Origin of the sequence: Rothia sp. LK2492, from assembly GCF_040946345.1 — a bacterium.
Classification (GTDB): Bacteria; Actinomycetota; Actinomycetes; order Actinomycetales; family Micrococcaceae; genus Rothia; species Rothia endophytica.
Window position 1 is genome coordinate 95,016 of sequence record NZ_JAYWLX010000005.1, and the last position, 24,241, is coordinate 119,256.

At 55.4% G+C, this 24,241-nt stretch carries 18 protein-coding genes; 13 read left to right on the forward strand and 5 right to left on the reverse strand.

Going from position 1 to position 24,241, the window contains the following annotated elements:
* Nucleotides 1-285: 285 nt before the first annotated feature.
* The 3 genes from VVR27_RS07455 to VVR27_RS07465 all read left to right on the forward strand — a co-directional run bounded on the left by VVR27_RS07455 (nucleotide 286) and on the right by VVR27_RS07465 (nucleotide 5,639).
* Nucleotides 286-2,043, forward strand: coding sequence for an ABC transporter transmembrane domain-containing protein (locus VVR27_RS07455; protein WP_368547778.1), 1,758 nt, complete (start codon nucleotides 286-288; stop codon nucleotides 2,041-2,043).
* The gene (locus VVR27_RS07460) at nucleotides 2,009-3,778 is read left to right on the forward strand and encodes an ABC transporter ATP-binding protein (protein ID WP_368547779.1); all 1,770 of its coding nucleotides are present in this window, start codon (nucleotides 2,009-2,011) and stop codon (nucleotides 3,776-3,778) included. Before VVR27_RS07455 ends, VVR27_RS07460 begins: the two co-directional genes overlap by 35 nt.
* A gap of 151 nt (nucleotides 3,779-3,929) precedes the next feature.
* Nucleotides 3,930-5,639 (forward strand): formate--tetrahydrofolate ligase, encoded by a 1,710-nt coding sequence (locus VVR27_RS07465; RefSeq protein WP_368547780.1) that lies wholly within the window; start codon nucleotides 3,930-3,932, stop codon nucleotides 5,637-5,639.
* Nucleotides 5,640-5,710: 71 nt separating this feature from the next.
* On the opposite strand, the gene VVR27_RS07470 is transcribed toward VVR27_RS07465, so the two are convergent.
* Entirely contained in the window at nucleotides 5,711-6,409 is a 699-nt protein-coding gene (locus VVR27_RS07470; protein WP_368547781.1) for an MBL fold metallo-hydrolase, read from the reverse strand.
* A 260-nt stretch (nucleotides 6,410-6,669) separates the two neighbouring features.
* Between VVR27_RS07470 and uvrA the strand changes: the two genes are divergently transcribed.
* The 10 genes from uvrA (at nucleotide 6,670) to secG (ending at nucleotide 19,622) form a co-directional block, all read left to right on the forward strand.
* Nucleotides 6,670-9,549, forward strand: a complete 2,880-nt coding sequence (gene uvrA / locus VVR27_RS07475; RefSeq protein WP_368547782.1) for an excinuclease ABC subunit UvrA — start codon at nucleotides 6,670-6,672, stop codon at nucleotides 9,547-9,549.
* Nucleotides 9,550-9,666: 117 nt separating this feature from the next.
* Entirely contained in the window at nucleotides 9,667-10,353 is a 687-nt protein-coding gene (locus VVR27_RS07480; RefSeq protein WP_368547783.1) for a lysophospholipid acyltransferase family protein, read from the forward strand.
* 18 nt (nucleotides 10,354-10,371) lie between these two features.
* Nucleotides 10,372-12,405: an excinuclease ABC subunit UvrC gene (uvrC, locus tag VVR27_RS07485; RefSeq protein ID WP_368547784.1), complete on the forward strand. Its 2,034-nt coding sequence runs from the start codon at nucleotides 10,372-10,374 to the stop codon at nucleotides 12,403-12,405.
* 103 nt (nucleotides 12,406-12,508) lie between these two features.
* Complete coding sequence (gene rapZ, locus VVR27_RS07490; protein WP_251379960.1) at nucleotides 12,509-13,399, forward strand: RNase adapter RapZ; 891 nt, start codon at nucleotides 12,509-12,511, stop codon at nucleotides 13,397-13,399.
* On the forward strand, nucleotides 13,399-14,418 hold the full coding sequence (gene yvcK / locus VVR27_RS07495) for a uridine diphosphate-N-acetylglucosamine-binding protein YvcK (protein ID WP_368547785.1): 1,020 nt from the start codon (nucleotides 13,399-13,401) through the stop codon (nucleotides 14,416-14,418). Before rapZ ends, yvcK begins: the two co-directional genes overlap by 1 nt.
* A gap of 59 nt (nucleotides 14,419-14,477) precedes the next feature.
* Nucleotides 14,478-15,446, forward strand: a complete 969-nt coding sequence (whiA, locus tag VVR27_RS07500; protein WP_368547786.1) for a DNA-binding protein WhiA — start codon at nucleotides 14,478-14,480, stop codon at nucleotides 15,444-15,446.
* Nucleotides 15,447-15,869: 423 nt separating this feature from the next.
* Nucleotides 15,870-16,874 carry a type I glyceraldehyde-3-phosphate dehydrogenase gene (gene gap / locus VVR27_RS07505; protein WP_251379963.1) on the forward strand — a complete coding sequence of 335 codons (1,005 nt, stop codon included), beginning with the start codon at nucleotides 15,870-15,872 and terminating at the stop codon, nucleotides 16,872-16,874.
* 153 nt (nucleotides 16,875-17,027) lie between these two features.
* On the forward strand, nucleotides 17,028-18,254 hold the full coding sequence (locus tag VVR27_RS07510; protein ID WP_368547787.1) for a phosphoglycerate kinase: 1,227 nt from the start codon (nucleotides 17,028-17,030) through the stop codon (nucleotides 18,252-18,254).
* 125 nt (nucleotides 18,255-18,379) lie between these two features.
* Nucleotides 18,380-19,156, forward strand: coding sequence for a triose-phosphate isomerase (gene tpiA / locus VVR27_RS07515; RefSeq protein WP_368547788.1), 777 nt, complete (start codon nucleotides 18,380-18,382; stop codon nucleotides 19,154-19,156).
* A gap of 208 nt (nucleotides 19,157-19,364) precedes the next feature.
* Nucleotides 19,365-19,622, forward strand: coding sequence for a preprotein translocase subunit SecG (gene secG, locus VVR27_RS07520; RefSeq protein WP_368547789.1), 258 nt, complete (start codon nucleotides 19,365-19,367; stop codon nucleotides 19,620-19,622).
* A gap of 72 nt (nucleotides 19,623-19,694) precedes the next feature.
* Here the strand turns inward: secG and pgl are convergent, their stop codons facing one another.
* The 4 genes from pgl to tal form a co-directional block, all read right to left on the reverse strand.
* The gene (gene pgl / locus VVR27_RS07525; protein WP_368547790.1) at nucleotides 19,695-20,456 is read right to left on the reverse strand and encodes a 6-phosphogluconolactonase; all 762 of its coding nucleotides are present in this window, start codon (nucleotides 20,454-20,456) and stop codon (nucleotides 19,695-19,697) included.
* The gene (locus VVR27_RS07530; RefSeq protein ID WP_368547791.1) at nucleotides 20,449-21,432 is read right to left on the reverse strand and encodes a glucose-6-phosphate dehydrogenase assembly protein OpcA; all 984 of its coding nucleotides are present in this window, start codon (nucleotides 21,430-21,432) and stop codon (nucleotides 20,449-20,451) included. The genes pgl and VVR27_RS07530 overlap by 8 nt, the downstream gene beginning before the upstream one ends.
* Complete coding sequence (zwf, locus tag VVR27_RS07535; RefSeq protein WP_368547792.1) at nucleotides 21,429-22,964, reverse strand: glucose-6-phosphate dehydrogenase; 1,536 nt, start codon at nucleotides 22,962-22,964, stop codon at nucleotides 21,429-21,431. The genes VVR27_RS07530 and zwf overlap by 4 nt, the downstream gene beginning before the upstream one ends.
* A 92-nt stretch (nucleotides 22,965-23,056) precedes the next feature.
* Entirely contained in the window at nucleotides 23,057-24,157 is a 1,101-nt protein-coding gene (gene tal / locus VVR27_RS07540; protein WP_368547793.1) for a transaldolase, read from the reverse strand.
* Between the last annotated feature and the right edge of the window lie 84 nt (nucleotides 24,158-24,241).

The following is a 24,241-nucleotide window of genomic DNA, read 5'->3' on the forward strand; positions in this document are numbered from 1 at the left end:
CACAACCGCACACTAAATCTTGAAAGGGGGAGAAAACCATGAATACAAAATATGGAACCATGAACATCTCCCCGCGGGTTTCCCCAGTTAGAACTGGTTAAGCTAGTTGTTAGTGCTGTGACCTACCGGGTGAGCGAAGTTCTTCACCGGTAGGTTTTTTCATGCCCTAACCCGCACATCCTTCGAAGAGATGAGGGTTGGTGCGGCAGGGGCCTACCTCTGATGGGAGCTTCACCGTCAACACCGTACAATGACGCTTTATATCAGAGATTTTAGGATGCAACCGTGGCAGAGATAGCAGAAGACCAAGACCGTAAACAAAAATTCCGATTGGCTCCACCGGGGTGGCGTTGGCGACCCGTCCATTTTTTACCCTTTGTCTTTGACCTGATCTCATCATTGACGCTGGTTTATCTACCAGTTTTGGTGGGCCGTATTATTGACCTGCATTTGGCTGGGGATACAGAGCGGGCCTGGCAGCTCATGTGGTGGATGGTTGCTATCATCCTCTACTTTGCCTTCAACGAGCGGGCTGCCTGGGGCATCACATTCCGTGTGGTGGCACAATTGGAACGGGATTGGAAGCTCTACATTGGTCAGCTGATGCGTCAATCCACTCAGCGTGACACCGGTGCGTTGATCGCAATTTTGAATAAGGATTCTCGGAGCCTGTCCATGCTCTGGCACCCCATGCTTCTAGCGTCATCCTCCCTGGGCGTCACTGTTTTTGGCACCTACCAGCTCTGGCGTATTAACCCGGCTGTTGCGCTAGTTTCTCTGGTGGGTTTGCTCTTGACTCTGGGCATCTTGACCTGGATTTCTAAGGTGCTCGAGAAACACTCGGACGCCTTCCGTGAGACAGTCGGTAAGAGCACATCAAAGGCTAGCGACATCGCCTCATCTATCCGTACCATTCTGGGCCTGGGGGCGCAGAATCGCATGATGGGCCGCTACCGGCACACAGCGCAGGAAGTTTATTCAGCTCAGCTCAAACTTGAGAGCGTGCAAACCTGGTCCTTTGCCGCTCGCAACTTCCTGGTGGGCACCGTGACTATGCTGGCCATCGCTTTTGCCCTGCGCGGTGTACTGCAGGATGGTGTATGGATGACTGATATTCCCGCCGGGCAGTTGGTCACTATCGTTGGGTTGGTCAACACGCTGACGGGCCCCATCTGGTCAGTTGAGATGCTGCTTTTTTCCTGGCGTAATGCCCGGGTGGCTCTTAAACGCGTAAACCGACTAGAAGCTGACGTCGAAAGCGCGGCCCAGGATGACGCGAATGAGGTCCATGCTCGAAGCGAGGGCGCGTACATTGACATTCCTAAGACCGACACCGTTGTTCACTACATCAACCCTCGTGACCATCAGCTGACAGCCCAGGACTGCGCCGAAGCGCTCACTGCCTCCCTGCGCAAACGTGAAGCCCAAATGAGGAACAACACCCCGCGCCGCGTCCTGCTCTCAGAACCTAACCCTATGATCTTTGCAGGAACCCTGCGCGATCACCTGCAATTGGGCACAGCGGGGCTAGACGATGAGCTGATGATCGAACTTCTGAAAATCACTGACTCTGAAGAAATCGCCTTCCGTCTAGGCGGCAGAGAACCTCAGGCTTACTTGCAAGCAGAGATTAGCTCTGAAGGCACCAACCTATCAGGTGGCCAGCGTCAGCGCTTGGCGCTGGCAAGGGCTCTGGCTCAACAGGCTGAGATTCTGGTCCTCACTGAGCCGTTGAACTCGGTGGATGAACCCAGCCAGAAGTTTATTCTCGATCGGCTGGAAACAAGGGCGGGCAGGGGATCTCTCAGCCAGTTCCAGCAAATTTACATTGTCAGTACCACGATGGAAGCTGAGCGGCGTATCGCTGCCGGTCATTGCCAGCCTGTTCACGTCAGAGTCCAGGAGGTGCAGGAGGCTATTACGGCCTCCATCCAGAAAGTTGAATTCATTCAGGTCAAAGACCCGCAGAGCTTGGGGCTGACCGTACAGGCTAAGGACGGTGATCACCGTGGCTCAACTCCTACCGGTAACCCCCACAGGTAAAACTTGGGCGCTGCTATGGCGTTCTGTCAAAAAGACCCCCTGGCAGTTCGCCCTGCTCATCCTGCTGTTTGTGGCTAGCTCTCTGATCTCCTTGGTCATGCCGTTGACAGTGGGCCTCCTCATTGACAGGGCTTCGACCGGCCAGCTCACCGGTTTTCCCTGGGGTTTCCTGGGTGCTATTGCTGTAGCGACTATAGTTGGAGCCCTGCTGACCCGCGCTTGGACTTTTCAGGGCCAGAGGTTGGGTGTGCGTTTGAACCGGGACCTAGGTATCGACCTGGTGGACGCCTCCCTCAGCTTGGATGCGCAAACGGTGGAGGATGCGGGTTCTGGCGATCTGCTCTCGCGTCTTACCGACGACATCGACTCGGTGAGGCAGGTACTGGCTCAGGGTCTACCTGAGTTTGGGTTCATTGTGGTGATGATGCTGGTAACCATTGGTTCCATCTTCGCAGTCAACCCCTACATTGGTCTGGTCACTGTGCCCATGGTACTGGTCATGACCGTAATGCTCTCCATTTTTCTCCCCAGAATCGGGGCGCGCATCAAACAAAAGACTGAGGCTGTCTCTGCTTTCACCGTAGCGTCCACCGAGAACATCCGCGGTGCCTCCACCATTGAGGAGCTGGGTGTTCAGCAAGCACGTCTGAGGGTGCAACAAGACCGGGCCGAGGATGTTTACCGAATCGCTGACCGGTTGGTTGTTATTCGCTCAACCTACTGGGCGTTGGACGGTTTCAACTCTTACCTGCCCCTGGTACTTTCCATCATGTGGGGTGCTATCTGCGTTCAAAATGGCTGGGCAACCTGGGGGGACGCCGCCACGGCTTCAATCCTGCTCTTTAACATGCGGATCAACGCCGATATCTTCACCTATTGGTTAGATAAGCTGCGGGAAATGTCAGTCACCATGGGTCGCGTCTTCGGCGTCATTGACCTAGCTGAGCATCAGGCTCAAGGGCGCGCAGCCCGCGCTGAGAAGACCTCCCATCAATCAGCAGAAGTTGCGGCGACCGCAGATGCAGCTCCCAGCTCCGGCCAAGGTGGCGTGGTGAGCTTGCGCAGTGTCACCTACGGTTATTCGGCGCAGAACCCGGTGATTCGCTCCATTAGTTTGGAACTGCTTCCCGGTGAAACGGTTGCTCTGGTGGGGCGCTCGGGATCAGGTAAAACCACCCTGGCGCGACTTATCGCGGGTTCACTAACTGCTGACCGGGGGAGTGTCGTGGTGCAAGGCCAACCGGTGGGCAATGGGCTCTACCCCACCCAGGTAGACCAAGCTGGGCGTCCTGCCCTGCTGATCTGCACCCAGGAAGCCCACCTCTTTCTGGGTACAGTCTCAGAGAACATGCTGGTAGCGGCGCCGGCAGCCAGCCACCAGCAGCAGCTAGATGCCCTGGAAGCTGTGGGAGCTGATTGGGTTGCTGATTTGCCCAACGGCCTCGAAACAGAGGTAGGTGGTAGCGCCCATGAGCTAACACGGGATCAGATCCAGCAACTTGCCCTGGCGCGTATCGTAGCAGCCAACCCGCACGCCGTCATCCTGGATGAATCCACCACCCAGCTCGATCTGGCGGACGCCCGTGCATCATTGAGGGCTGTCATGCAGGGCAGGGCGGTCATTATCATTTCGCATGATGCCCGCATCGCTTCCCTTGCTGACCGGGCCGTACTCCTAGAGGAGGGCGAGCTGGTTGCTGAGGGCAGCCCGGCTGAAATCTTTGCCCGAGCCTAATCGGCGGCGTCCTGCCCACGGTCACGGGTAGGGCGCCGCAGAGCAAGTTTTGAACACAGCCGTCAAACGCCTTAACCAATACGGTAAAGATGAGCTGGCACACTAAACTTGGGGGTGGCAAACCCAGCACGTTAACAAGGAAGTTCACACCATGAGCAAGCCCTTCCCTTCAGACCTCGAAATTGCGCAGGCCGCACCCATGCAGCCGATTGCAGAGATTGCAGCATCAACTGGCATCAGCGAAGAGCGCCTAGAACCTTACGGCAAGTATGTTGCCAAAGTTCTTCTGGACGAAACAACCACCGCTGAGAACGCTCTGAAGAAGGGCTCCAAGTACATTGTGGTCACTGCTGTGACCCCCACACCCCTGGGCGAAGGAAAGACCGCTACTTCGGTTTCCCTGGCTCAGGGTATGGCTCATATTGGCAAGAAGGCAACGCTGACCCTGCGTGAACCCGCTCTCGGCCCGGTCTTTGGTGTCAAGGGTGGAGCATCGGGCGGTGGCTACTCGCAGATTGTCCCCATGGAGAAGCTGAACCTGCACCTGACCGGTGACTTCCACGCCATCACCAGCGCGCACAACCTACTTTCAGCCATGATTGATAACCATCTGCACCACGGCAATAAGCTCAACATTGACGTCCGGAATATCTCCTGGCGCCGCGTGATGGACATGAATGACCGCTCCCTGCGCAACATTATCGTGGGTCTGGGTGAACGCATGGACGGCGTGCCCCGCGAGACCGGCTTCGATATCACCCCTGCCTCCGAAGTCATGGTTATTGTCTCTCTGGCTTCTAGCTTTACCGACCTGCGTGAGCGCCTAGCCCGCATCGTGATCGGCTACACCATGGATGGTGAGCCTGTCACTGCTCAGAACCTCAAGGCTGACGGCGCCATGGCAGCCCTCCTGCAGGATGCCTTCAACCCCAACCTCCTGCAAACCTTGGAACACACCCCGGCACTGATTCACGCCGGCCCCTTCGGCAACATCGCCACCGGTAACTCCTCAGTAGTCGCTGACTACGTGGGACTGGAACACTCCGATTACGTGATTACCGAAGCCGGCTTCGGCGCCGACATGGGTGCTGAACGTTTCTTCAACGTCAAGTGCCGCACCTCAGGTCTCAAGCCCAACGCCGCCGTCCTGGTGGTCACGGTGCGCTCGCTGAAGTCCCACTCGGGCCTCTACAAGATCGTTCCGGGCAAACCACTGCCCGAAGGAATGTTGCAGGAATCACCCGCTGACGTTATGGCAGGGGCCGCAAACCTGGTTAAGCACATCGAGATTGTTCGGAGCTTTGGTGTTCAGCCGGTTGTTGCTATCAACGCCTTCCCCAGCGACTTTGACTCCGAGCACGGGGCAATCCGCACGATTGCTGAAAAAGCTGGCGCTCGCGTGGCCATCCACCGCGGTGTGGCTGAGGGTGGTGCTGGCGTAACGGAGCTGGCTGAGGCTGTTGTTGCTGCCTGCGACGATAAGAGCGATTTGGTCTACACCTATGAGGACTCTGACTCACTGTCAACCAAGATTGAGAAGGTCGCACAGGGGGTCTACGGTGCTGATGGTATCGAGGTTGCCCCCGCTGCTGCTCAGCAGCTGGCTAAGTTTGAGGAGCTGGGCTTCGGCCATCTGCCGGTGGTTATCGCTAAGACCCACCTGTCCATTTCATCAGATGCTTCCCTCAAGGGTGCCCCCACCGGCTGGACGTTACCGGTTCGTGAAGTGCGTCTGGCTGCTGGCGCTGGCTATGTGTACGCTATCTGCGGCACGATGCGCACCATGCCCGGTTTGGGCGCTTCGCCGTCTGCTGAGCGCATCGGCTTTGATGAGCACGGCCAGTTGGTAGGGCTCTTCTAAGCCGCTTTCTAACCCAGAGTTAAAGCAAAAAGGACGCCGTGAGTAAGCCCCGGCGTCCTTTTTTGCCTGTGCTACCAGCCTCTAGCTTCCCACTCGTCAAGGTTGCCGCGGTCAGCACCCAGGGTGGTGTGCTGACCGTGACCGGGAAGTACCACGGTGTTGTCGTCGAATACGCTGAAGATTCTCTCGCGCACATCATTCAGCAGCTGCTTGAAATCAGCAGGGGTGTCGGTCTTACCCACACCGCCGGGGAAGAGGGAATCGCCGGTGAAAAGGAGCACCGGGGTGCCGTCATCCTCAGGCTCCTGGTAGACCAGGGTGATAGAGCCGGGAGTATGACCGCGCAGGCTAATGACCTCAAGGGTGATGTCGCCAAAAGTGAGGGTTTCACCGCCCTGTAAGAGGTGTTCGACCTGTACATCTTCTTGCTCAAGGATGGAAGGAGCGTCAGCTGCACCGCAGTAGGTTGCGGGGGAGTAGGTTGCAACCGCGGTGGGGAGCGCCCGTATATGGTCCCAGTGCGAATGGGTGGTGATGAGTGCTTCTATACGAGGGTCGCCCTGCTCGCGGAGCCCGCCTGCACCGTCCTCACCGGCTGCAGCCAGCACGAAGGTGTTGATGCGCTCAAACTCGTCAGCAGCATCGATTAATACCTGTCTGCCATCACTCTTAGCGGTAATGAGATAGACGTTGTTCTCCATCTCCGAGACCGAGAGTGAACGAACGGAAACGGTGGCAGAGTCAAAAATTAGTTTTCCAGCTTCAGTCATACTCCCATGGTAGATTCCAAGAGCTACAAAGAATAGAGAGAAAACCTAGCAATCTCTCACAGAGATTAAAAGAAACCCAGGTATTCACACGGGGCAAACCTACAATGGACCTAAGCCCTCACCTTATGGGTTTGCAGACCACCACCCTCACTGAGGATTTTATGCCACCAGCCTAAGACTGACCGGTGCCCAACGTGCAGACACAGGGTGCATCTGGGGTATAGAATATATATTCGAAACCCGCAGACGATAGGTGAACTATGGCAGGCTCAGCCCCACAAAAGACTAAGCAGGATCTCTCACACATCCGCGTTCAAGGCGCCCGTGAGAACAACCTTAAGAACGTGAACCTGGATATTCCGCGCGACGCCATGGTCGTCTTCACCGGACTGTCCGGTTCAGGTAAGTCCTCCTTGGCTTTTGACACCATTTTCGCAGAGGGCCAGCGCCGCTACGTAGAGTCACTGTCCTCCTACGCCCGTATGTTCCTGGGCCAGGTAGATAAGCCCGATGTTGATTTCATTGAGGGCCTGTCACCGGCTGTTTCAATCGACCAGAAATCGACCTCCAAGAACCCGCGCTCTACTGTGGGTACCATCACCGAAATCTACGACTACATGCGCCTGCTCTGGGCCCGCGTGGGCCACCCGCACTGCCCCGAATGCGGTGAGGAAATCTCTAAGCAGTCACCCCAGCAAATCGTGGACATCCTCATGGGCTACCCCGAAAAGACCAAACTTCAGGTACTGGCCCCGGTAGTGTCAGCCCGAAAAGGCGAGTTCGTTGACCTTTTCAAAGAGCTGAGCAATCAGGGCTATTCACGAGCCAGAGTTGATGGGGAGACCATCCAGCTGCAGGACGCCCCTAAGCTCGAAAAACAGTACAAACACACCATTGAAGTGGTTGTTGACCGTATCGCCATCAAAGAAAGCGTGCATCAGCGTCTCACCGACTCAGTGGAAACAGCCCTCGGCCTGGCTGATGGCAAAGTCCTGATTGATTTTGTGGATGTCGACCCAGCAGCAGCTGACCGCACCCGCAGCTTTAGTGAAAACCTGGCTTGCCCTCAAGGACATGCACTGCAGGTGACCGAGGTTGAACCCCGTGCCTTCTCCTTCAACTCCCCCTTTGGAGCCTGCTCAGCTTGTGACGGTATTGGGTCTAAGCTCCAGGTGGATGAAGACCTTATCATCCCCAACCCGGACCTCTCACTTGCTGAAGGCGCTATCACCCCCTGGTCCCAGGGTAAGTCAACCAGTGAATACTGGCTGCGGCTACTAGCAGGTCTAGGTGATGAACTGGGCTTTGAGCTCACCACCCCCTGGAAGAACCTTCCCGCCAAAATCAAAAAAGCAATCCTGCACGGTAAGGACTACAAAGTCACCGTTGCCTACAAAAACCGTTTTGGCCGTGAGCGCCGCTACACGTCGGGCTTCGAAGGAGTCTACGGCTATATCAAACGTAAGCACGAAGAGACCGAATCTGACTGGTCTAAAGACCGTTATGAGCAGTACATGCGTAACGTGGCGTGCGAAGCCTGTAACGGAGCGCGTCTTAACCCCACCATTTTGGCAGTCAAGGTGGGAGGCCGCTCAATCGCCGATGTCACCGAGATGCCTATGCGTGATGCCCTCTCTTTTGTGCGCTCGCTGTTCCTCAGCACTCGCGAAGCGCAAATCGCTGAGCTAGTGCTCAAAGAAATTGATGCCCGTCTGCAATTCCTGCTGGATGTAGGCCTGGACTACCTCAACCTGGCGCGCTCTGCTGGCACCCTCTCCGGCGGTGAAGCGCAGCGTATCCGCCTGGCTACGCAGATCGGATCGGGTCTGGTAGGCGTCCTCTACGTGCTCGACGAGCCTTCAATTGGTCTGCATCAGCGTGATAACCGCAGACTCATCGAAACCCTCACTAAGCTACGCGACATGGGCAACACCCTGATTGTGGTGGAGCACGATGAGGACACCATGAAAGAGGCCGACTGGATCGTGGATGTTGGCCCCGGCGCCGGTGAACACGGCGGCGATATTGTACATTCTGGCACCTATGCTGAACTATTGGCCAACAAGAGGTCCATCACCGGTGATTACATGGCGGGGCGAAAGAGCATCGAGGTGCCGGCACAACGTCGCCCCATCGATAAAAAACGCACCATCAAAGTGGTGGGTGCTCGCGAAAACAACCTCAAGAACGTTGATGTTCAGTTCCCCCTGGGCGTCCTTACCGCGGTGACCGGTGTTTCAGGTTCGGGTAAATCAACCCTGGTCAACGACATCCTCTACACTTCTCTTGCTAACAAGCTCAACGGGGCCAAGCAGGTTCCGGGGCGCCACAAGACCATTACAGGTCTTGATCAGTTAGACAAGATTATTCATGTGGATCAGTCACCCATCGGGCGCACTCCACGTTCCAATCCGGCTACCTACACCGGCGTCTTTGACCATATTCGCAAGCTCTTTGCTGAGACCAACGAAGCTAAAATGCGCGGCTACCAGCCCGGAAGGTTTAGCTTCAATGTGAAGGGCGGGCGTTGCGAGGAATGTTCCGGTGACGGCACTCTCAAGATTGAGATGAACTTCTTGCCCGATGTTTATGTTCCCTGTGAGGTTTGTAAGGGCAAACGCTATAACCGCGAGACTCTAGAAGTGCACTATAAAGGCAAGACTATTTCGGATGTCTTAGAAATGCCCATTGCTGAAGCGGCAGAGTTTTTTGCAGCCTTCACTAAGATTGCTCGCTACCTGGACACTCTGGTGGATGTGGGCTTGGGGTATGTGCGTCTGGGACAGTCAGCAACTACCCTCTCAGGCGGCGAGGCCCAGCGCGTCAAGCTAGCTACCGAGCTGCAGAAACGGTCCAATGGCAGGTCAGTCTATGTGTTGGATGAACCGACAACCGGCCTTCACTTTGAGGATATCCGCAAGCTGCTGGTGGTCTTGCAGAGCCTGGTTGATAAGGGCAACACGGTCATCACCATTGAGCACAACCTCGATGTTATCAAGAGTGCCGACTGGCTGATTGATATGGGGCCTGAAGGTGGTGACGGCGGCGGTACCGTCATTGCCACCGGCACACCAGAGGAGGTCGCTCGGGTGGATGGCTCTCACACAGGACGTTTTTTAGCGGAAATGCTCACCTCGTGATACTCAGTGCTACCTAGCCCCTTTTCGCCATGAATTTCGCGAAAACGGGGGTATGCTAAACAGGTAGACCGGGTAGTTATCATCGGCAGTAGGTCACGCACGTCAAGGAGTTCCCCCATGTCCCTGAAATACAAAGCAACCCAAAAAAGTATTGAGGGTTTGTTGAGAACTGTGTTTCGTGCTCGCGTGACCGGGCTTGAAAACTTTCCCAAAGAGGGCCCGGTCATTGTGGCCTCTAATCACTTGGCCTTCCTGGACTCGGTGATTATCTCAGCGCTCATGCCCAGGCGTGTGGCTTTTCTCGCTAAAGCTGAGTACGTCAATTCCCCGGGTATCCGCGGCAAACTGATGAAGACCCTCTTTCAGGTCATCGATATTATCCCGGTCAACCGAAGTGACAAGAAAGAGTCCATGAAAGCGCTCGATAAGGCGCTTGAAAGGCTCAACGACGGTAAGGTTTTCGGCATCTACCCCGAGGGCACGCGTTCCCGGGATGGCTACCTTTACAAGGGAAAGATTGGGGTAGCCTGGTTGGCTCACATGACCGGGGCAACGGTGGTTCCTGTCGGTTTAATCGGTACTGATAAGATCCAGAAGCCGGGCTCCAATATGGTTTATCCTCACCGCTTTACCGTGCGGGTAGGGGAGCCCATGACCTTTGAAAAGCTGGGATCAGCGATGAGCGGCAAGCAGCGCCGAGAGACCACCGATACCATCATGGACGCTATTGCTCAGCTCTCCGGCCAGCCTCGCAAGAATGACTACAATGTATCCCCGTCGGCTGAACGCGACAGTGGAGCTTAGAACCCAAGGACGATCACAGTGGCGAACCCTGCAGATTACCGGCCCGCACCGGGGCACATCCCTACCTCACCGGGGGTCTACAGGTTTCGTGACGAGTACGGGCGCATTATCTATGTGGGTAAGGCCAAAAATCTCCGTAATCGCCTCAACTCCTATTTTGCTAACCCCTCGGGGCTGACTCCTAAGACCTATGCCATGGTGCACACCGCAGCATCGGTTGAGTGGACGGTGGTGGGCAGCGAGCTTGAATCACTACAGCTTGAGTACACCTGGATTAAAGAGTTCAAGCCGCGTTTTAACATTGCTTTCCGCGATGATAAGTCCTACCCCTACCTAGCGGTCACACTCAAAGACAGGTTTCCCCGCGCTCAGGTGATGCGCGGTGAAAAAAAGAAGGGGGTTAGGTATTTCGGGCCCTACTCCCAGGCATGGGCGATTCGTGAGACACTTGATGCCCTGTTGCGTGTTTTCCCGGTACGCACGTGCGCTACAGGGGTCTTTAACCGGGCCCAGGCTTCCGGTCGGCCCTGTCTACTGGGCTATATCGATAAATGTTCTGCCCCCTGTATTGGCAAAATTTCCATGCAGGATCACCAAGAGATTGCTGAGGAGCTCTGCCGTTTCATGGCGGGGGGCGCAGAAAAATATATTGCTCAGCTGACCGGTGAGATGAAAGACGCTGCTGTAGACTTCGATTTTGAAAAAGCGGCTCGACTTCGCGATGATATTGAAGCTCTGACTAAAGCCTTTGAACGCAATGCAGTGGTGCTTTCAGATTCCGTGGACGCTGACCTCTTCAATTTTGTAGAAGACGATCTTGAGGCAGCGGTCCAGGTGTTCTTTGTACGCGGTGGGCGAATCCGTGGTCAGCGGGGGTGGATTGTTGAAAAGGTTGAAGATTCAACCCCTGAGGCGCTGACCGAACAGCTACTTGCTCAGGTTTACGGCGAAGTTGCCGTCTCGCTGGCTGCCGGAACAACGGCGTCCGAGCAGAGTTTCAATGAGCATGAAATCCCTAAAACTATTAATGTCCCTGTGCTTCCCGACAACCAGCACCACCTTGAGCAGTGGCTGACCGGTATACGCGGTGCCAAGGTGACTATTAGCGTGCCGCAACGCGGTGAACGGGTTGAGCTCATGAACACCGTGCAAGAAAACGCCAAGCAGGCGCTTGCACTCCACAAAACGCGCAGGGCAGGAGACATCACCACGCGCTCAGCATCCCTCGTCGAGTTGCAAGAGGCCCTTGAGCTGCCTGATCCTCTCATGAGAATTGAGTGCTACGACATCTCCCACACTCAGGGGACCAATGTGGTGGCCTCCATGGTGGTCTTTGAGGATGGTCTGCCGAAGAAGGGGGATTACCGCAAGTTCACTATCACTGGGGATGCAGCACGTGATGATACAGCCAGCATGTATGACGTGATCTACCGCCGTTTTAGGCGCTATCTCACGGATGAAAAGAAGCTGCCTGGCAAACAGAAATCCGGTGAAATTGACGCTGACCGTCTTGCTGCCGCAGAACCCGCTAAATTTGCTTACCCACCGAATCTCGTGGTGGTGGACGGCGGGCAGCCTCAGGTCAACGCCGCGGCGGCTGCACTGGCAGACCTGGGTATTTCCGATATCTATGTGGTGGGTATTGCTAAGCGTCTTGAAGAACTGTGGTTGCCACAGGATGATTTCCCCGTTATTTTGCCCCGAACCTCAGATGCTCTCTATCTGATTCAGAGAGTGCGCGATGAGGCCCACCGTTTTGCAATCACCTTTCACCGCACCAAACGAGGGAAAGCAATGGTCGCTTCAGCCTTAGATGGCGTGGATGGGCTGGGGCCAGCTAAACGGGAGGCACTTATTAAGCATTTTGGTTCACTGAAACAGCTATCACAGGCTTCTGAAGAGGCACTGCAGGAGGTCAATGGGGTCGGATCAGCTATGGCGGCTAAAATTCATGCTCATTTTGAAGGACAGAGAGTAGCACAGCAGTCGGGAAAAGCTGAGATACCGCAGGGCGGGATCAACGTGACCACCGGTGAGGTGCTAACAGACTAGGCAGCCTGATGCCGGCAGGCAAATCACTGGTGTTGCTCCCGGTTCTTGACCGGTGCGGTAGGCTTAAAACCGAGTGAGTCGTTCACAAATGAAAAGGCAGAGCATGTCCCTCCTGAACGCTGATGAGGCTTCGAAACCGCAAATTTTAGTGATTACCGGCATTTCGGGTGCTGGACGTAACACCGCTGCCAATACCCTCGAAGATGAGGGCTGGTACGTCGTCGATAATATTCCACCCCAGATGCTTGAATCCTTGGCTGAGCTTGTCAAAAAGTCACCACAGACCATGCCCAAGTTGGCTGTGGGTATCGATGTGCGAGCTCGCCGGCTCTTAAGCGATCTTCCGGCTGCGATTAACAAACTGCGGGCATCCGATGTCAATTTTTCCATGCTTTTCTTGGATGCATCAGATAAAGACATTATTGCCCGGTATGAGGCTCAGCGCCGCCCTCACCCCCTACAGCAGGGTGGTATGGTCGCAGATGCTATTGCTCGGGAACGTGAAATCTTCTCTGAACTGCGGGATGCAGCTGACTATGTCATTGATACATCCGGTTACAACGTCCATCAGCTGGCCAAGAAAATCCGCGAGACCTACGCCCCCGATAACGAGCGGCTCATGCGTATTACGGTTATGAGCTTTGGCTTCAAATACGGCACGCCCACCGATGCTCACTACATGGCTGATATGCGCTTTATACCTAACCCTCACTGGGTGCCAGATTTACGCCCGCATACCGGTAAGGACGCCCCGGTACGAGACTATGTCTTTGGGCAGGCTGGCACTGAGGAATTCATCGAAAACTATATCCGCGCGCTACGACCTGTTATCGAGGGCTACCGTAGGGAGGGCAAACTCTACGCAACCTTCGCTATCGGTTGCACCGGTGGTAAGCACCGTTCAGTGGCGGTTTCAGAAGAGATAGCCCGCCGTTTAGAGCAGCTTGATGATGTCATTATCAATATTCACCACCGTGATATGGGGAGGGAATAATGGCTGAATCTACCACGGCTCGACCGCCTGAAACCAGTCTTATCCCCGTCATTGGTAGCGGCCAAAGGCGGTCGGTTAAAGTGACCGCACTGGGGGGCGGGCACGGCCTATCGAGCTCCCTCTCTGCGCTCAAACTGGTAACGGGGTCGCTCACCGCAGTGGTGACGGTAGCCGATGACGGCGGTTCATCTGGTCTGCTCCGTCAGGAGATGGATGTGGTACCGCCAGGTGATTTGCGCATGGCGCTCTCAGCGCTCTGTGATGATACTGACTGGGGCCGCACCTGGCGTGATGCGATGCAACACAGGTTCAGCTCTTCTAAGGAGGGCGTCCCATCCAGCCTTGAAAATCATGCCTTGGGTAACCTCCTGATTGTTACTCTCTGGCAGTTACTTGATGACTGCGTGGCGGGTTTAGACTGGGCCGGTGCTCTTCTCAATGCTCGCGGCAGGGTGCTACCCATGGCTGAAATACCCATGGTGATTGAGGGAGAAGTTCTTTCTGTAGACGGTGACGGCCAGCCGGTTCGTGAAACCGTACGGGGGCAGGCAAAACTAGCTAAGGCTGGAACCATTGAGAACGTGCGTCTGTTACCTGAAGATACCGAACCCTGTGCTGAGGCGGTAAGAGCTGTTGAAGAGGCCGACTGGCTGGTCCTGGGCCCCGGCTCTTTCTACACCTCCTTGTTGCCCCACCTTCTTCTGCCGGGTTTGCGCGACTCTATTATGCAGACGAGCGCCCAAATTTGTCTGGTAATGAACCTGGACCTTAACGCTAACGAGACCCGGGGGATGACGGCTGCCGAGCACTTGCTCGTTTTGCGTGAATACGCTCCAGAAATTAGGGTTAACACTGTGATTTCTGACCCATCGACTGTTCAAGACAAAAAAGTCTTTGAAGACGCTGCAAGCGCGGTGGGTGCTAAGGTCTTGTGGGCTTCAGTGAGTGAAAGCGATCAGCCGGGTGTGCATGATCCGCTGAAACTCGCAGCAGCCTACAAACAAGTTTTTAAACACTGATCGCAGATCACACGTTGCGCCCCTGAACTGGGGGCTATTGATATTTGGAGGAGAACCGTATGGCCCTGACGGCTTCGGTTAAAGAAGAACTCGCACAGTGTGAGGCTAGCCGTTCATCGGTGCGTAAAGCAGAAGTAGCCACGATCTTGCGATTTACCAACGGTTTACACCTGGTAGCGGGAAAAATAGTGGTGGAGTCCGAGGTTGATTTAGAGGCCACGGCTGAGAGGCTGCGTTACAACATCTCTGAGATGTATGGGCATGAGGCTTCTATCACTGCAGTGTCTGGCGGCGGTCTGCGCCGCGGTGGGCGTTTTGTAGTGCGCGTAGACCAGGGCGGCGAGGCCCTGGCACGCCAAACTGGTCTCTTGGACGGGCGGGGTCGTCCGGTCAGAGGCTTGCCGCCGGCTGTCGTCAACGGCTCTTTGGCTGACGCTGCAGCGGTCATGCGCGGCGCTTTCTTGGCTCATGGCTCCCTCACCGAACCCGGCCGTTCTTCGGCCTTAGAGTTTACTTGCCCGGGTGCTGAAGCTGCTCTTGCACTGGTCGGCGCCGCTCGCCGCCTTGACGTGATTGCTAAGGCTCGTGAGGTCCGCGGAGTGGACCGTGTGGTCGTCCGCGACGGTGAGACCATTAGCCTTCTGCTTGAACGCATGGGCGCTGTTGATGCGCTCGATAACTGGCGCGAGCGTCGAGCCCGGAAAGAAGTACGCGCTACTGCTAATCGCCTAGCTAACTTTGATGACGCAAACCTGCGCCGCAGTGCCCAGGCCGCTGTTGCCGCTGGCGCTCGGGTTGAACGTGCCCTCGAAATTCTGGGGGAAAAGGTACCTGAACACCTGCGCTACGCTGGCGAACTGCGGGTAGCCCACAAGCAGGCTTCGCTCGATGAACTCGGTAGGCTTGCTGACCCGCCGATGACCAAGGATGCTATTGCTGGTCGGATTCGCAGGCTTATCGCGATGGCAGATAAACGAGCCCAGGAGCAGGGTCTTCCCGGCACAGAGTCCATCATTCACGGTTATTAAGTAAACGTGCACGAGTTAAGTCGCCGGCGTTCTCCTGATGTGCAGAGCGCCGGCGTCTCTTGTGAGCAAAAATGGTGAGTCACCAGCCGACAGCTGACTTTAACGACCAGGCTTCATCCATGACCCTTGTGTGGCTTTATTTGGTTTTGTGAGGTTATATAAGTGCATTTTCGGCATTTTTCTCTTCAAGAACCCGTTTATGTGTGAAAATGATGCAATATTTGGCAAAATACCCCAAAATTCACCGGTAAAAACGACAGAAACACACCAAAACTCACATAAACAGGGTAGGATGTAAGAGAACCGGACGGGAGCTCAATAGCTGAGCTAAGCATGGTCAAGGCCATCACAGTTCGGCTGGGGGAGCCGCAAGGCAAACCCGTCCATGAATGTCACTTAACTGTATCTAGGAGTTTGATTTCAGTGACTGTACGCGTAGCAATTAACGGCTTCGGCCGCATCGGCCGCACCTTCTTCCGCGCAGCTCAGCAGCACGGCGAAGGTTTCGAGATTGTAGCAATCAACGACCTGACCGACGTTGCAAGCCTGGCTCACCTGCTCAAGTACGACTCAATCATGGGTCGCTTCGACGGTGAAATTGCTGTTTCAGAAAACGGCCTGACCGTCAACGGCAAGGAAATCAAGGTCCTCGCAGAGCGTAACCCCGCTGACCTCCCCTGGGCAGAGCTGGGCGTTGACGTCGTTCTCGAGTCCACCGGCTTCTTCACCGATGGTGAGAAGGCTAAGGCTCACATCGAAGCTGGCGCTAAGAAGGTTATCCTCTCAGCACCCGGTAAGAACATCGATGGAACCTTCGTCATGGGCGTCAACGACGACCAGTACGATTCAGCTTCAATGAACATCGTTTCAAACGCATCATGTACTACCAACTGCCTGGCACCCATGGCAAAGGTACTGAACGACAAGTTCGGTATCGAAAAGGGCCTGATGACCACCATCCACGCTTACACCGCTGACCAGCGCCTGCAGGATGCCCCTCACTCAGACCTTCGCCGCGCACGCGCAGCAGCTCTGAACATGGTTCCCACCTCAACCGGCGCAGCAGCAGCTGTTGGTCTGGTTCTGCCCGAGCTCAAGGGCAAGCTGGACGGCTTCGCTGTTCGCGTTCCCACCCCCACCGGCTCCATCACCGACCTCACCATCGAAACCTCACGCGAGGTTACCGTTGAAGAAGTCAACGCAGCCATGAAGGAAGCAGCCGAGGGTGCTTTCAAGGGCATCATCAAGTACAACGAAGAGCCCATCGTATCTAAGGATATCGAAGGTGAAGCTATCTCCACCGTATTCGATGCTCCCCTGACTAAGGTTATTGGTAACCAGGTCAAGGTTATTGCTTGGTACGACAACGAGTTCGGTTACGTTTCACGTCTCGTTATGTTCACCAACAAGGTTGTCGCAGCTCTCTAAGCTGTAAAAAACTAAATTGTCTTGAACATAAGACACTAGCTACGGGTTAGCGAACGGGCATACTGGTGATGTATGCGGTTCGCTAACCCGTGCTGTATCAGCCTACATATGGTAGGCATTACCCAAACTTTCCCTTAGAGGAGACAAAATATCATGGCTAAGACCCTTGAAGACCTGATTGCTGGCGGCGTTGCTGGCCGCCGCGTGCTCGTTCGTTCCGACCTCAATGTACCTTTGGCAGATGGCAAGGTGACCGATGACGGTCGCGTGCGCGCATCCCTGCCCGTACTCAAGAAGCTGACCGAGGCTGGCGCGCGCGTTATTGTAACCGCTCACCTGGGCCGCCCTAAGGGCAAGGTTGATCCTCAGTACTCCATCGCACCTGCTGCGCAGCGTCTTGCCGAACTGGCTGACTTCCCCGTAGCAATCGCCACCGACCTGGTGGGCGATGACGCCAAGGCTAAGGCTGAAGCTTTGGCTGACGGTGAGCTGCTGGTCGTTGAGAACGTACGTTTTGATGCTCGTGAAACCTCAAAGGATGAGGCTGAGCGCGCAGAGTTCGCAGCTGAGCTGGCTGCTCTGACCGGTGATAACGGCGCCTACGTCAACGACGCTTTCGGTGCTGTTCACCGCGCACATGCGTCTGTCTTTGATATTGCTAAGGTTCTGCCTGCCTACTTGGGCGACCTAGTGAAGACCGAAGTCGACGTCCTTGAGAAGACCCTCAACAACCCGGAGCGTCCTTTCGTGGTCATCATGGGCGGCGCTAAGGTCTCCGATAAGTTGGCTGTCATTGATAACCTCATCGGCAAGGCTGACTCAATCCTGATCGGTGGCGGCATGGGCTACACCTTCGCTGTTGCTCAGGGTTACAAGGTTGGCACCTCCATCCTCGAAATGGATCAGGTAGAAACCTGTAAGCGTTACCTGGCAGAAGCAGCAGAGAGGGGCACTGAGCTGGTCACCGCTCTGGACGTTGTCTGCGGCGATGATTTCTCGAATGACGCTAACTTCGAAATCCGTCCCATCGAAGATATGGAAGGCGGCGAGCTGGGCGAAAAGGCTGACGGCCTGGACATCGGACCCAAGACTCGTGAACTCTTCGCAGAAAAAATCGCCGGTGCTAAGACTATCTTCTGGAACGGTCCCGTAGGTGTTGCAGAGTTCCCCAACACTGCACACGGCACCAAGGCTGTAGCTGAAGCTATTGTTGCTAACAAGGACGCTTTCAGCATCATCGGTGGCGGCGACTCAGCAGCAGCAGTGCGCAACCTGGGCTACGCAGATGAGCAGTTCGGCCACATCTCCACCGGCGGCGGCGCTTCCCTGGAATACATTGAGGGTAAAACTCTTCCCGGTCTGGACGCCCTGGGCGCCTAAGGCCTGTCAACGGCGGGTTATCGAAAAATAGCCCGCCCTTGCCACACTTTCACCAAATTTTTCAAACTGTGTACCTTTGGTGCACTCATCCCAGACACAATGGGATAACCAGAAAGGACGAGCCTATGACTCGCAAACCGCTTATTGCCGGTAACTGGAAAATGAACATGGACCACACTGAGGGCGTTACTCTGCTGCAGAAGCTGGCATGGACCCTCGATGACACCAACTTTGACTATGACACTGTAGAAGTAGCTGTTTTCCCTCCCTTTACCGGCATCCGTTCGGTACAGAGCCTGGTAGACGGCGATAAGCTGAACATTGTCTACGGTGGACAGGATCTCTCAGACCAGGATTCCGGTGCCTACACCGGTGACATCTCCGGTGTCTTCCTCAACAAGCTGGGAGCTACCTACGTTCTGGTGGGTCACTCAGAGCGTCGCACCATTCACGGTGAAACTGACGCGGTTTGCGCCGCTAAGGTTCAGGCTGCTTACCGCAACGAGCTGGTACCCGTGCTCTGCGTAGGTGAAGGTTTGGACAAGCGTGAAGCTGGCGAGCACGTTGACTTCACCCTAGAACAGCTTCGCGGCTCCATCGAGGGGCTCACCGCTGAGCAGGCTGAAACCCTGGTTGTTGCTTACGAGCCCGTTTGGGCTATCGGCACGGGCAAGGTTGCTACCGCAGCTGATGCCCAGGAGATGAGCGCAGCAATCCGCGCCGAGCTGACCAAGCTCTATTCAGCAGAGATCGCTGATAAAGTACGCATCCTCTACGGCGGCTCAGTCAAGGCTGCTTCAGCTCCCGAAATTATGGGTGAGCAGGACGTTGACGGTGTGCTGGTGGGTGGCGCATCGCTTGATCCCACCGAATTCGCTAACATTGCACGTTTTAACGCGTAAGTAGCTCTGAGCGAGGACGCCGAACCGTGCCGTTTCTGCCCCCTGGGCAGCTGGCGCGGTTCGGCGTCCTCTCCGTGTTTCACTCAGACTTACCGCTAAGGGTGAACGCACCCTCTCGTGTAAAAGGTGCGTTTGGCGTAGTATGCGCGTATAGTTTTTGTGGATGCCAGTAATAGGCTCCAAGATTTTTTGAAGTGAAAGGTTCTGCGTGGAAACTCTTAAGATTACTCTGATGGTCGTTATCGCAATTCTGAGCGTTATGACCATCCTGCTGGTTCTGCTGAACCGCGGTAAGGGTGGCGGTCTTTCTGATATGTTCGGTGGCGGTATGACTACCTCCCTCAACTCTTCAGGTATGGCATCTAAGAACCTTATCCGCATGACGGTCACCATTATTCTGCTATGGGTTTTCGCCATCATCGGTTACGCTTTGGTGCTTCGTTTTGAAACCACCGCGCTACTATAAAACATGTGTTCTTTAAACATTTAGCCCCCGGTTCTCACAGGAGCCGGGGGCTAAATGTTTAAAGGTCTAAGACTAGATGGCGTCTTGGGTTACTAGAACCAAAGTCTCAAGCATGCCTCGAGCGCCTGCCGCCGGGGTTTCTTGCAGAATCTGTGCGGTAAGCTCAGTTTCAGCCAGCTGGCTAGCTTTCAGTAGACGGGCTGTCGCTTCGGCTTTGTCAGACCCCGCAATCAAGAACCAGATACGCTCTGAGAAGTTGATAACTGGCAGGGTGAGGGTCACCCTGGTGGGCGGGGGCTTGGGGGAATCCTGAATCGCAAGAGTTACCCGCTGAGCTTCCAGAATCTCGGTGCGGCCCGGGAAAAGAGACGCGATATGCCCATCAGGGCCCATGCCCAATAGGGTGAGACTGAAACGGGGGGACGCCTCGCCGTGCGGAGCAAACTGAGCTAACTCGTTAGCGTAGGCTTCTGCAGCTGCTTCAGCGGTCTCGAATACATCGCTGGCACCCATAATATGCAGGTTTTCTGCCGGTAGATTGAGTGCTCCTAGGAAAGCGTCTTTGGCCTGCTGCTCATTGCGATCTTCGTGACCGGTGGTAACGAAACGCTCATCTGACCACCAGAAGTGCACCTTTGACCAGTCAACGGTGCTACGCAGAGGGTTCTCGGCAATGTTAGCTAGTACAGCGATCCCCATGGTGCCCCCGGTGACCGAAAGGTGGGCTAGGCCCTGTTCTGCCACTGCGGTTGAAAGGACGTTAATGATGCGGCTGCCCCCGGCAAGAGCCAGTTGGCCTTTATCAGCATGGGGAACAAGAATGGGGTTAGGCATCAAAAACCTCCGTGTAATCAGCAGATTCTTCAGGTGTCTGTTGGTCATCGTGTTCAATGACCATTCTTTCGTTGTAGACACAGCTGCGTAGCACCTCACCATAGACCTCATCGGGGTCCAGACGTCGCAGCTCCTCAGCTAGGCAGTCCGCGAGGGAGCGTACCGGCAAGGAGATCTGCTGGTCAGGAGAGCCAGGGGAAGAGACGGTGGCAATTTTCTTGCCCGGACGGTGAATGGTCACCGTCCCATCTTCTCGCTCCAGCTCGACCCGGAAGAGTCCGCGGTCAACAGCTGTAGTCTTCAGGTGAACGTCCGCATCGAGGCGGCTACCTAACCAGCCTCCCAGCAGCACCACCGACGGTGATTTAGCTGAACCCCAGACGGTCACCTTTTTGACCGGTGAAGGCTGCAGCTGATCGAAAACAGCGGCAATCTGGATGCGCCAGAGCGTCAGTCTAATCCAGGCCAAGTCAGTATCACCATCGACATAACAACTTGACAGCGCTTCAAGCGCGCTTTCAGGGTCATAGGACCGGGCAGAGTCGGTAATGCGACGCTGAGCAATACGGCCAATGGAGTGTTCAGCGGGGTTCTGTGGGACCGAGTGGGGCCACCAGACCACGATGGGGGAGTCAGGTAGGAGCAAGCCCGAAATCAACGATTCGGTAGGTACAGATGCGCTACCGTAACCTCTCAGAATAACAAGTTCAGCGGCACCGGCATCGCCCCCCAAGTAAAGGCGGGCATCGAGGCGGTCCTCGTGTTCTTCTCCGTAACCCACGTGCACAATGATACGGCTGGGGTGTTCGTAGGAAGCCTTGAGAGCGGCTTCAACTGCTAGTTTAGAATGACCCTTATCGGCAAGGATAACCAGCGTGAGCACACGGCTGGTAGTGGTGGCTCCTTCCTCATTACGAAGGTCAGAGAGTTCCTTGGCGATTTGGCCAACTGTGGTGTCTTTAATGTTCTTAATCACGGGCGTCTCCAGGCGCGGTTATCACGTTTGAGCATTTCGTGGGCTGAAGTGGGGCCCCAGGAACCTGGAGCGTAGCCTTCGGGCTTAATCTTGTGTTCAGCCCAGTATTCCTCAAAGGGGTCCAAAATTTTCCAGGACAGCTCTACTTCTTCGTGGCGGGGGAAGAGCGGCGGCTCGCCTAGTAGGACATCCAAGATGAGGCGCTCGTAGGCTTCAGGGGACTCCTCGGTGAAGGAATGGCTGTAGCCAAAGTCCATATTGACATCGCGAATACCCATCTGAGTGCCGGGCACCTTGGATGAGAAGCGCAGAGTCATGCCTTCATCGGGCTGAACCCTAATGACGATGGCGTTCTGCCCTGAATCATCAGAGGCACCGCCAAAGAGCAGGTTGGGTGACTTCTTGAAGACTACCGCGATTTCGGTCACGCGGCGCCCCAGACGCTTACCGGCGCGTAAATAGAAGGGCACACCGTTCCAACGGCGGGTTTTAATATTGAGCTTGAGAGCAGCAAAAGTTTCGGTACGGGAATCTGCGGGGATATCGTTCTCTTCAAAGAAGCTGTTAACTTCTTCGCCGCCCTGGTTACCCCCTTCATACTGACCGATAGCGAAAGCACTGGCGATATCAGCTGGCACTTCGACTGCTTCAAGTACTTTAGCTTTTTCGGCGCGCAGGTGCTCAGCGTTAAAGCTAATGGGCTCTTCCATCGCGGTGAGAGCCAACAACTGGAGTAAGTGGTTCTGAATAATATCGCGTGCTGCGCCAACACCGTCGTAGTACCCGGCTCGGGTACCAATACCGATATCCTCGGCCATGGTGATTTGAACGTGGTCCACGTTGTTGGCATTCCAGACCGGTTCGAACATTTGATTAGCAAAGCGCATGGCAAGAATGTTCTGCACGGTTTCTTTGCCCAAGTAGTGATCGATTCGGAAGACTGAATCGGCGGGAAAGACCCGCTCCACAATCGCATTCAGCTCACGGGCAGATTCCAAGTTATGGCCGAAGGGTTTTTCAATGACCACCCGGCGCCAGCCTTCGTGCTGGTTGTGGTTGGCTAAATCGTGGTCGGCAAGTTTCTGCAGAACCTGGTCAAAATCCTTAGGGGGGATAGAGAGATAGAAAGCATGGTTACCTCGGGTGCCTCGTGTTTCATCGAGCTGGCTCAGGGTCCCCTTAAGCTTCTCGAATGACTCATTGGAGTCAAAAGTTCCGGTAACAAAGCGAATCCCTGCGGAAAACTGAGTCCAGACGTCCTCACGGAAGGGGGTACGGGCGTGAGCTTCGACGTGCGTCCGTACCTCTGCGCGGAAATCGTCATGGCTCCATTCGCGCCGACCGAAGCCCACCAGAGCAAAGCTGGGCGGGAGGAGCCCACGGTTGACCAGGTCATAGACAGCTGGTAGGAGCTTCTTGCGTGCCAAATCGCCGGTGACGCCGAAGAAGACCAGAGAGCTGGGGCCTGCAATGCGGGTAAGCCTGCGATCACGTGGATCGCGCAGCGGGTTTGATTCGAAGGTTTGTGACACCGTCGTGAATCCTTTGGTTTGTTATTGATGAAGGCGGCGGCAGGGGAACCTACCGCCGCCTCAGGCCACCAGGGTAAGTGACCATTTTGCCGTTAGTTCTTGAGGGCACCTTCAACGGTTGCCAGAAGCTCCTGCCAAGAAACCTCGAACTTTTCTACACCTTCAGCTTCCAGCTTCTCTACAACGTCGTTGTAAGAGATGCCTAGGGCTTCAAGCGCGTTGAGGATCTCATTGGATTCTTCGTAGGTGCCTTTGATGGCATCGCCGGTGATTTCTGCATGGTCGAAGGTCGCATTGAGGGTCGCTTCGGGCATAGTGTTGACGGTACCGGGGGCAGCGATTTCGGTGACGTAGAGGGTATCAGGGTAAGCGGGGTTCTTGACGCCGGTTGATGCCCAGAGGGGACGCTGGCGGTTGGCACCCGCAGCTTCAAGACGGGCCCAACGCTCAGATTCGAAAGCCTGCTCGTAGACCTCAAAGGCCAGTCGGGCGTTAGCTACGCCGGCTTTACCCTTGAGTGCCAGCGCTTCCTCAGTGCCGATGGCATCCAGACGGCTGTCAACTTCAGCGTCTACACGGGAAACGAAGAAGGAGGCTACGGAGTGAATCTTTGAAAGGTCCTTGCCCTGAGCCAGCGCTTCTTCAAGACCGAGCATGTAGGCGTTGATAACGGCGCGGTAGCGCTCCAGTGAGAAGATGAGGGTGACGTTGACGGAAATACCCTCAGCCAGAGCCTGAGCGATTGGTTCAAGGCCCTCAAGGGTGGCGGGAATCTTAATCATGACGTTTTCGCGGTCAACGATTGAGTGGAGCTCCTTAGCCTGAGCAAGGGTCTCTTCAGCATTGCGGGCTAGTAGGGGGCTGACTTCAATGGAGACGCGGCCGTCAAAGCCTTGGCTAGCGTTGTAGATGGGGGCGAAGACATCGCAGGCGTCACGGACGTCGTCGATCATGGCAGCGAAACCTGCGTTTTCAGCGGTTTCACCGGCTGCTGCTAGCTGCTTCATCTGTTCAGCGTAAGCGGCACCATTGGAGAGTGCGGAGGCAAAGATGCTGGGGTTGGTGGTGACGCCAACAACATTCTTGGTGTCAATGAGTTCCTGGAGGTTGCCACTGGTGAGGCGCTCGCGCGAGAGGTCATCGAGCCAGATGGAAACGCCGGCGTCAGAAAGCTTCTGGGTAGGGGTTGTCATTCTTTCCCTTTCAATAGGGCCACCGAACACGGTGCTACGGTGGCAAAAGTTCTGGTGAAGACCGTGTCTGCTACCGGGCTTCCA

Coding starts and splice junctions, on each gene's coding strand:
- VVR27_RS07465 (WP_368547780.1), top strand. CDS start 3,930: ATGAGCAAGCCCTTCCCTTCAGACCTCGAAATTGCGCAGGCCGCACCC.
- VVR27_RS07480 (WP_368547783.1), top strand. CDS start 9,667: ATGTCCCTGAAATACAAAGCAACCCAAAAAAGTATTGAGGGTTTGTTG.
- whiA (WP_368547786.1), top strand. CDS start 14,478: ATGGCCCTGACGGCTTCGGTTAAAGAAGAACTCGCACAGTGTGAGGCT.
- tal (WP_368547793.1), bottom strand. CDS start 24,157: ATGACAACCCCTACCCAGAAGCTTTCTGACGCCGGCGTTTCCATCTGG.
- tpiA (WP_368547788.1), top strand. CDS start 18,380: ATGACTCGCAAACCGCTTATTGCCGGTAACTGGAAAATGAACATGGAC.
- pgl (WP_368547790.1), bottom strand. CDS start 20,456: ATGCCTAACCCCATTCTTGTTCCCCATGCTGATAAAGGCCAACTGGCT.
- yvcK (WP_368547785.1), top strand. CDS start 13,399: ATGGCTGAATCTACCACGGCTCGACCGCCTGAAACCAGTCTTATCCCC.
- VVR27_RS07510 (WP_368547787.1), top strand. CDS start 17,028: ATGGCTAAGACCCTTGAAGACCTGATTGCTGGCGGCGTTGCTGGCCGC.
- VVR27_RS07470 (WP_368547781.1), bottom strand. CDS start 6,409: ATGACTGAAGCTGGAAAACTAATTTTTGACTCTGCCACCGTTTCCGTT.
- uvrA (WP_368547782.1), top strand. CDS start 6,670: ATGGCAGGCTCAGCCCCACAAAAGACTAAGCAGGATCTCTCACACATC.
- rapZ (WP_251379960.1), top strand. CDS start 12,509: ATGTCCCTCCTGAACGCTGATGAGGCTTCGAAACCGCAAATTTTAGTG.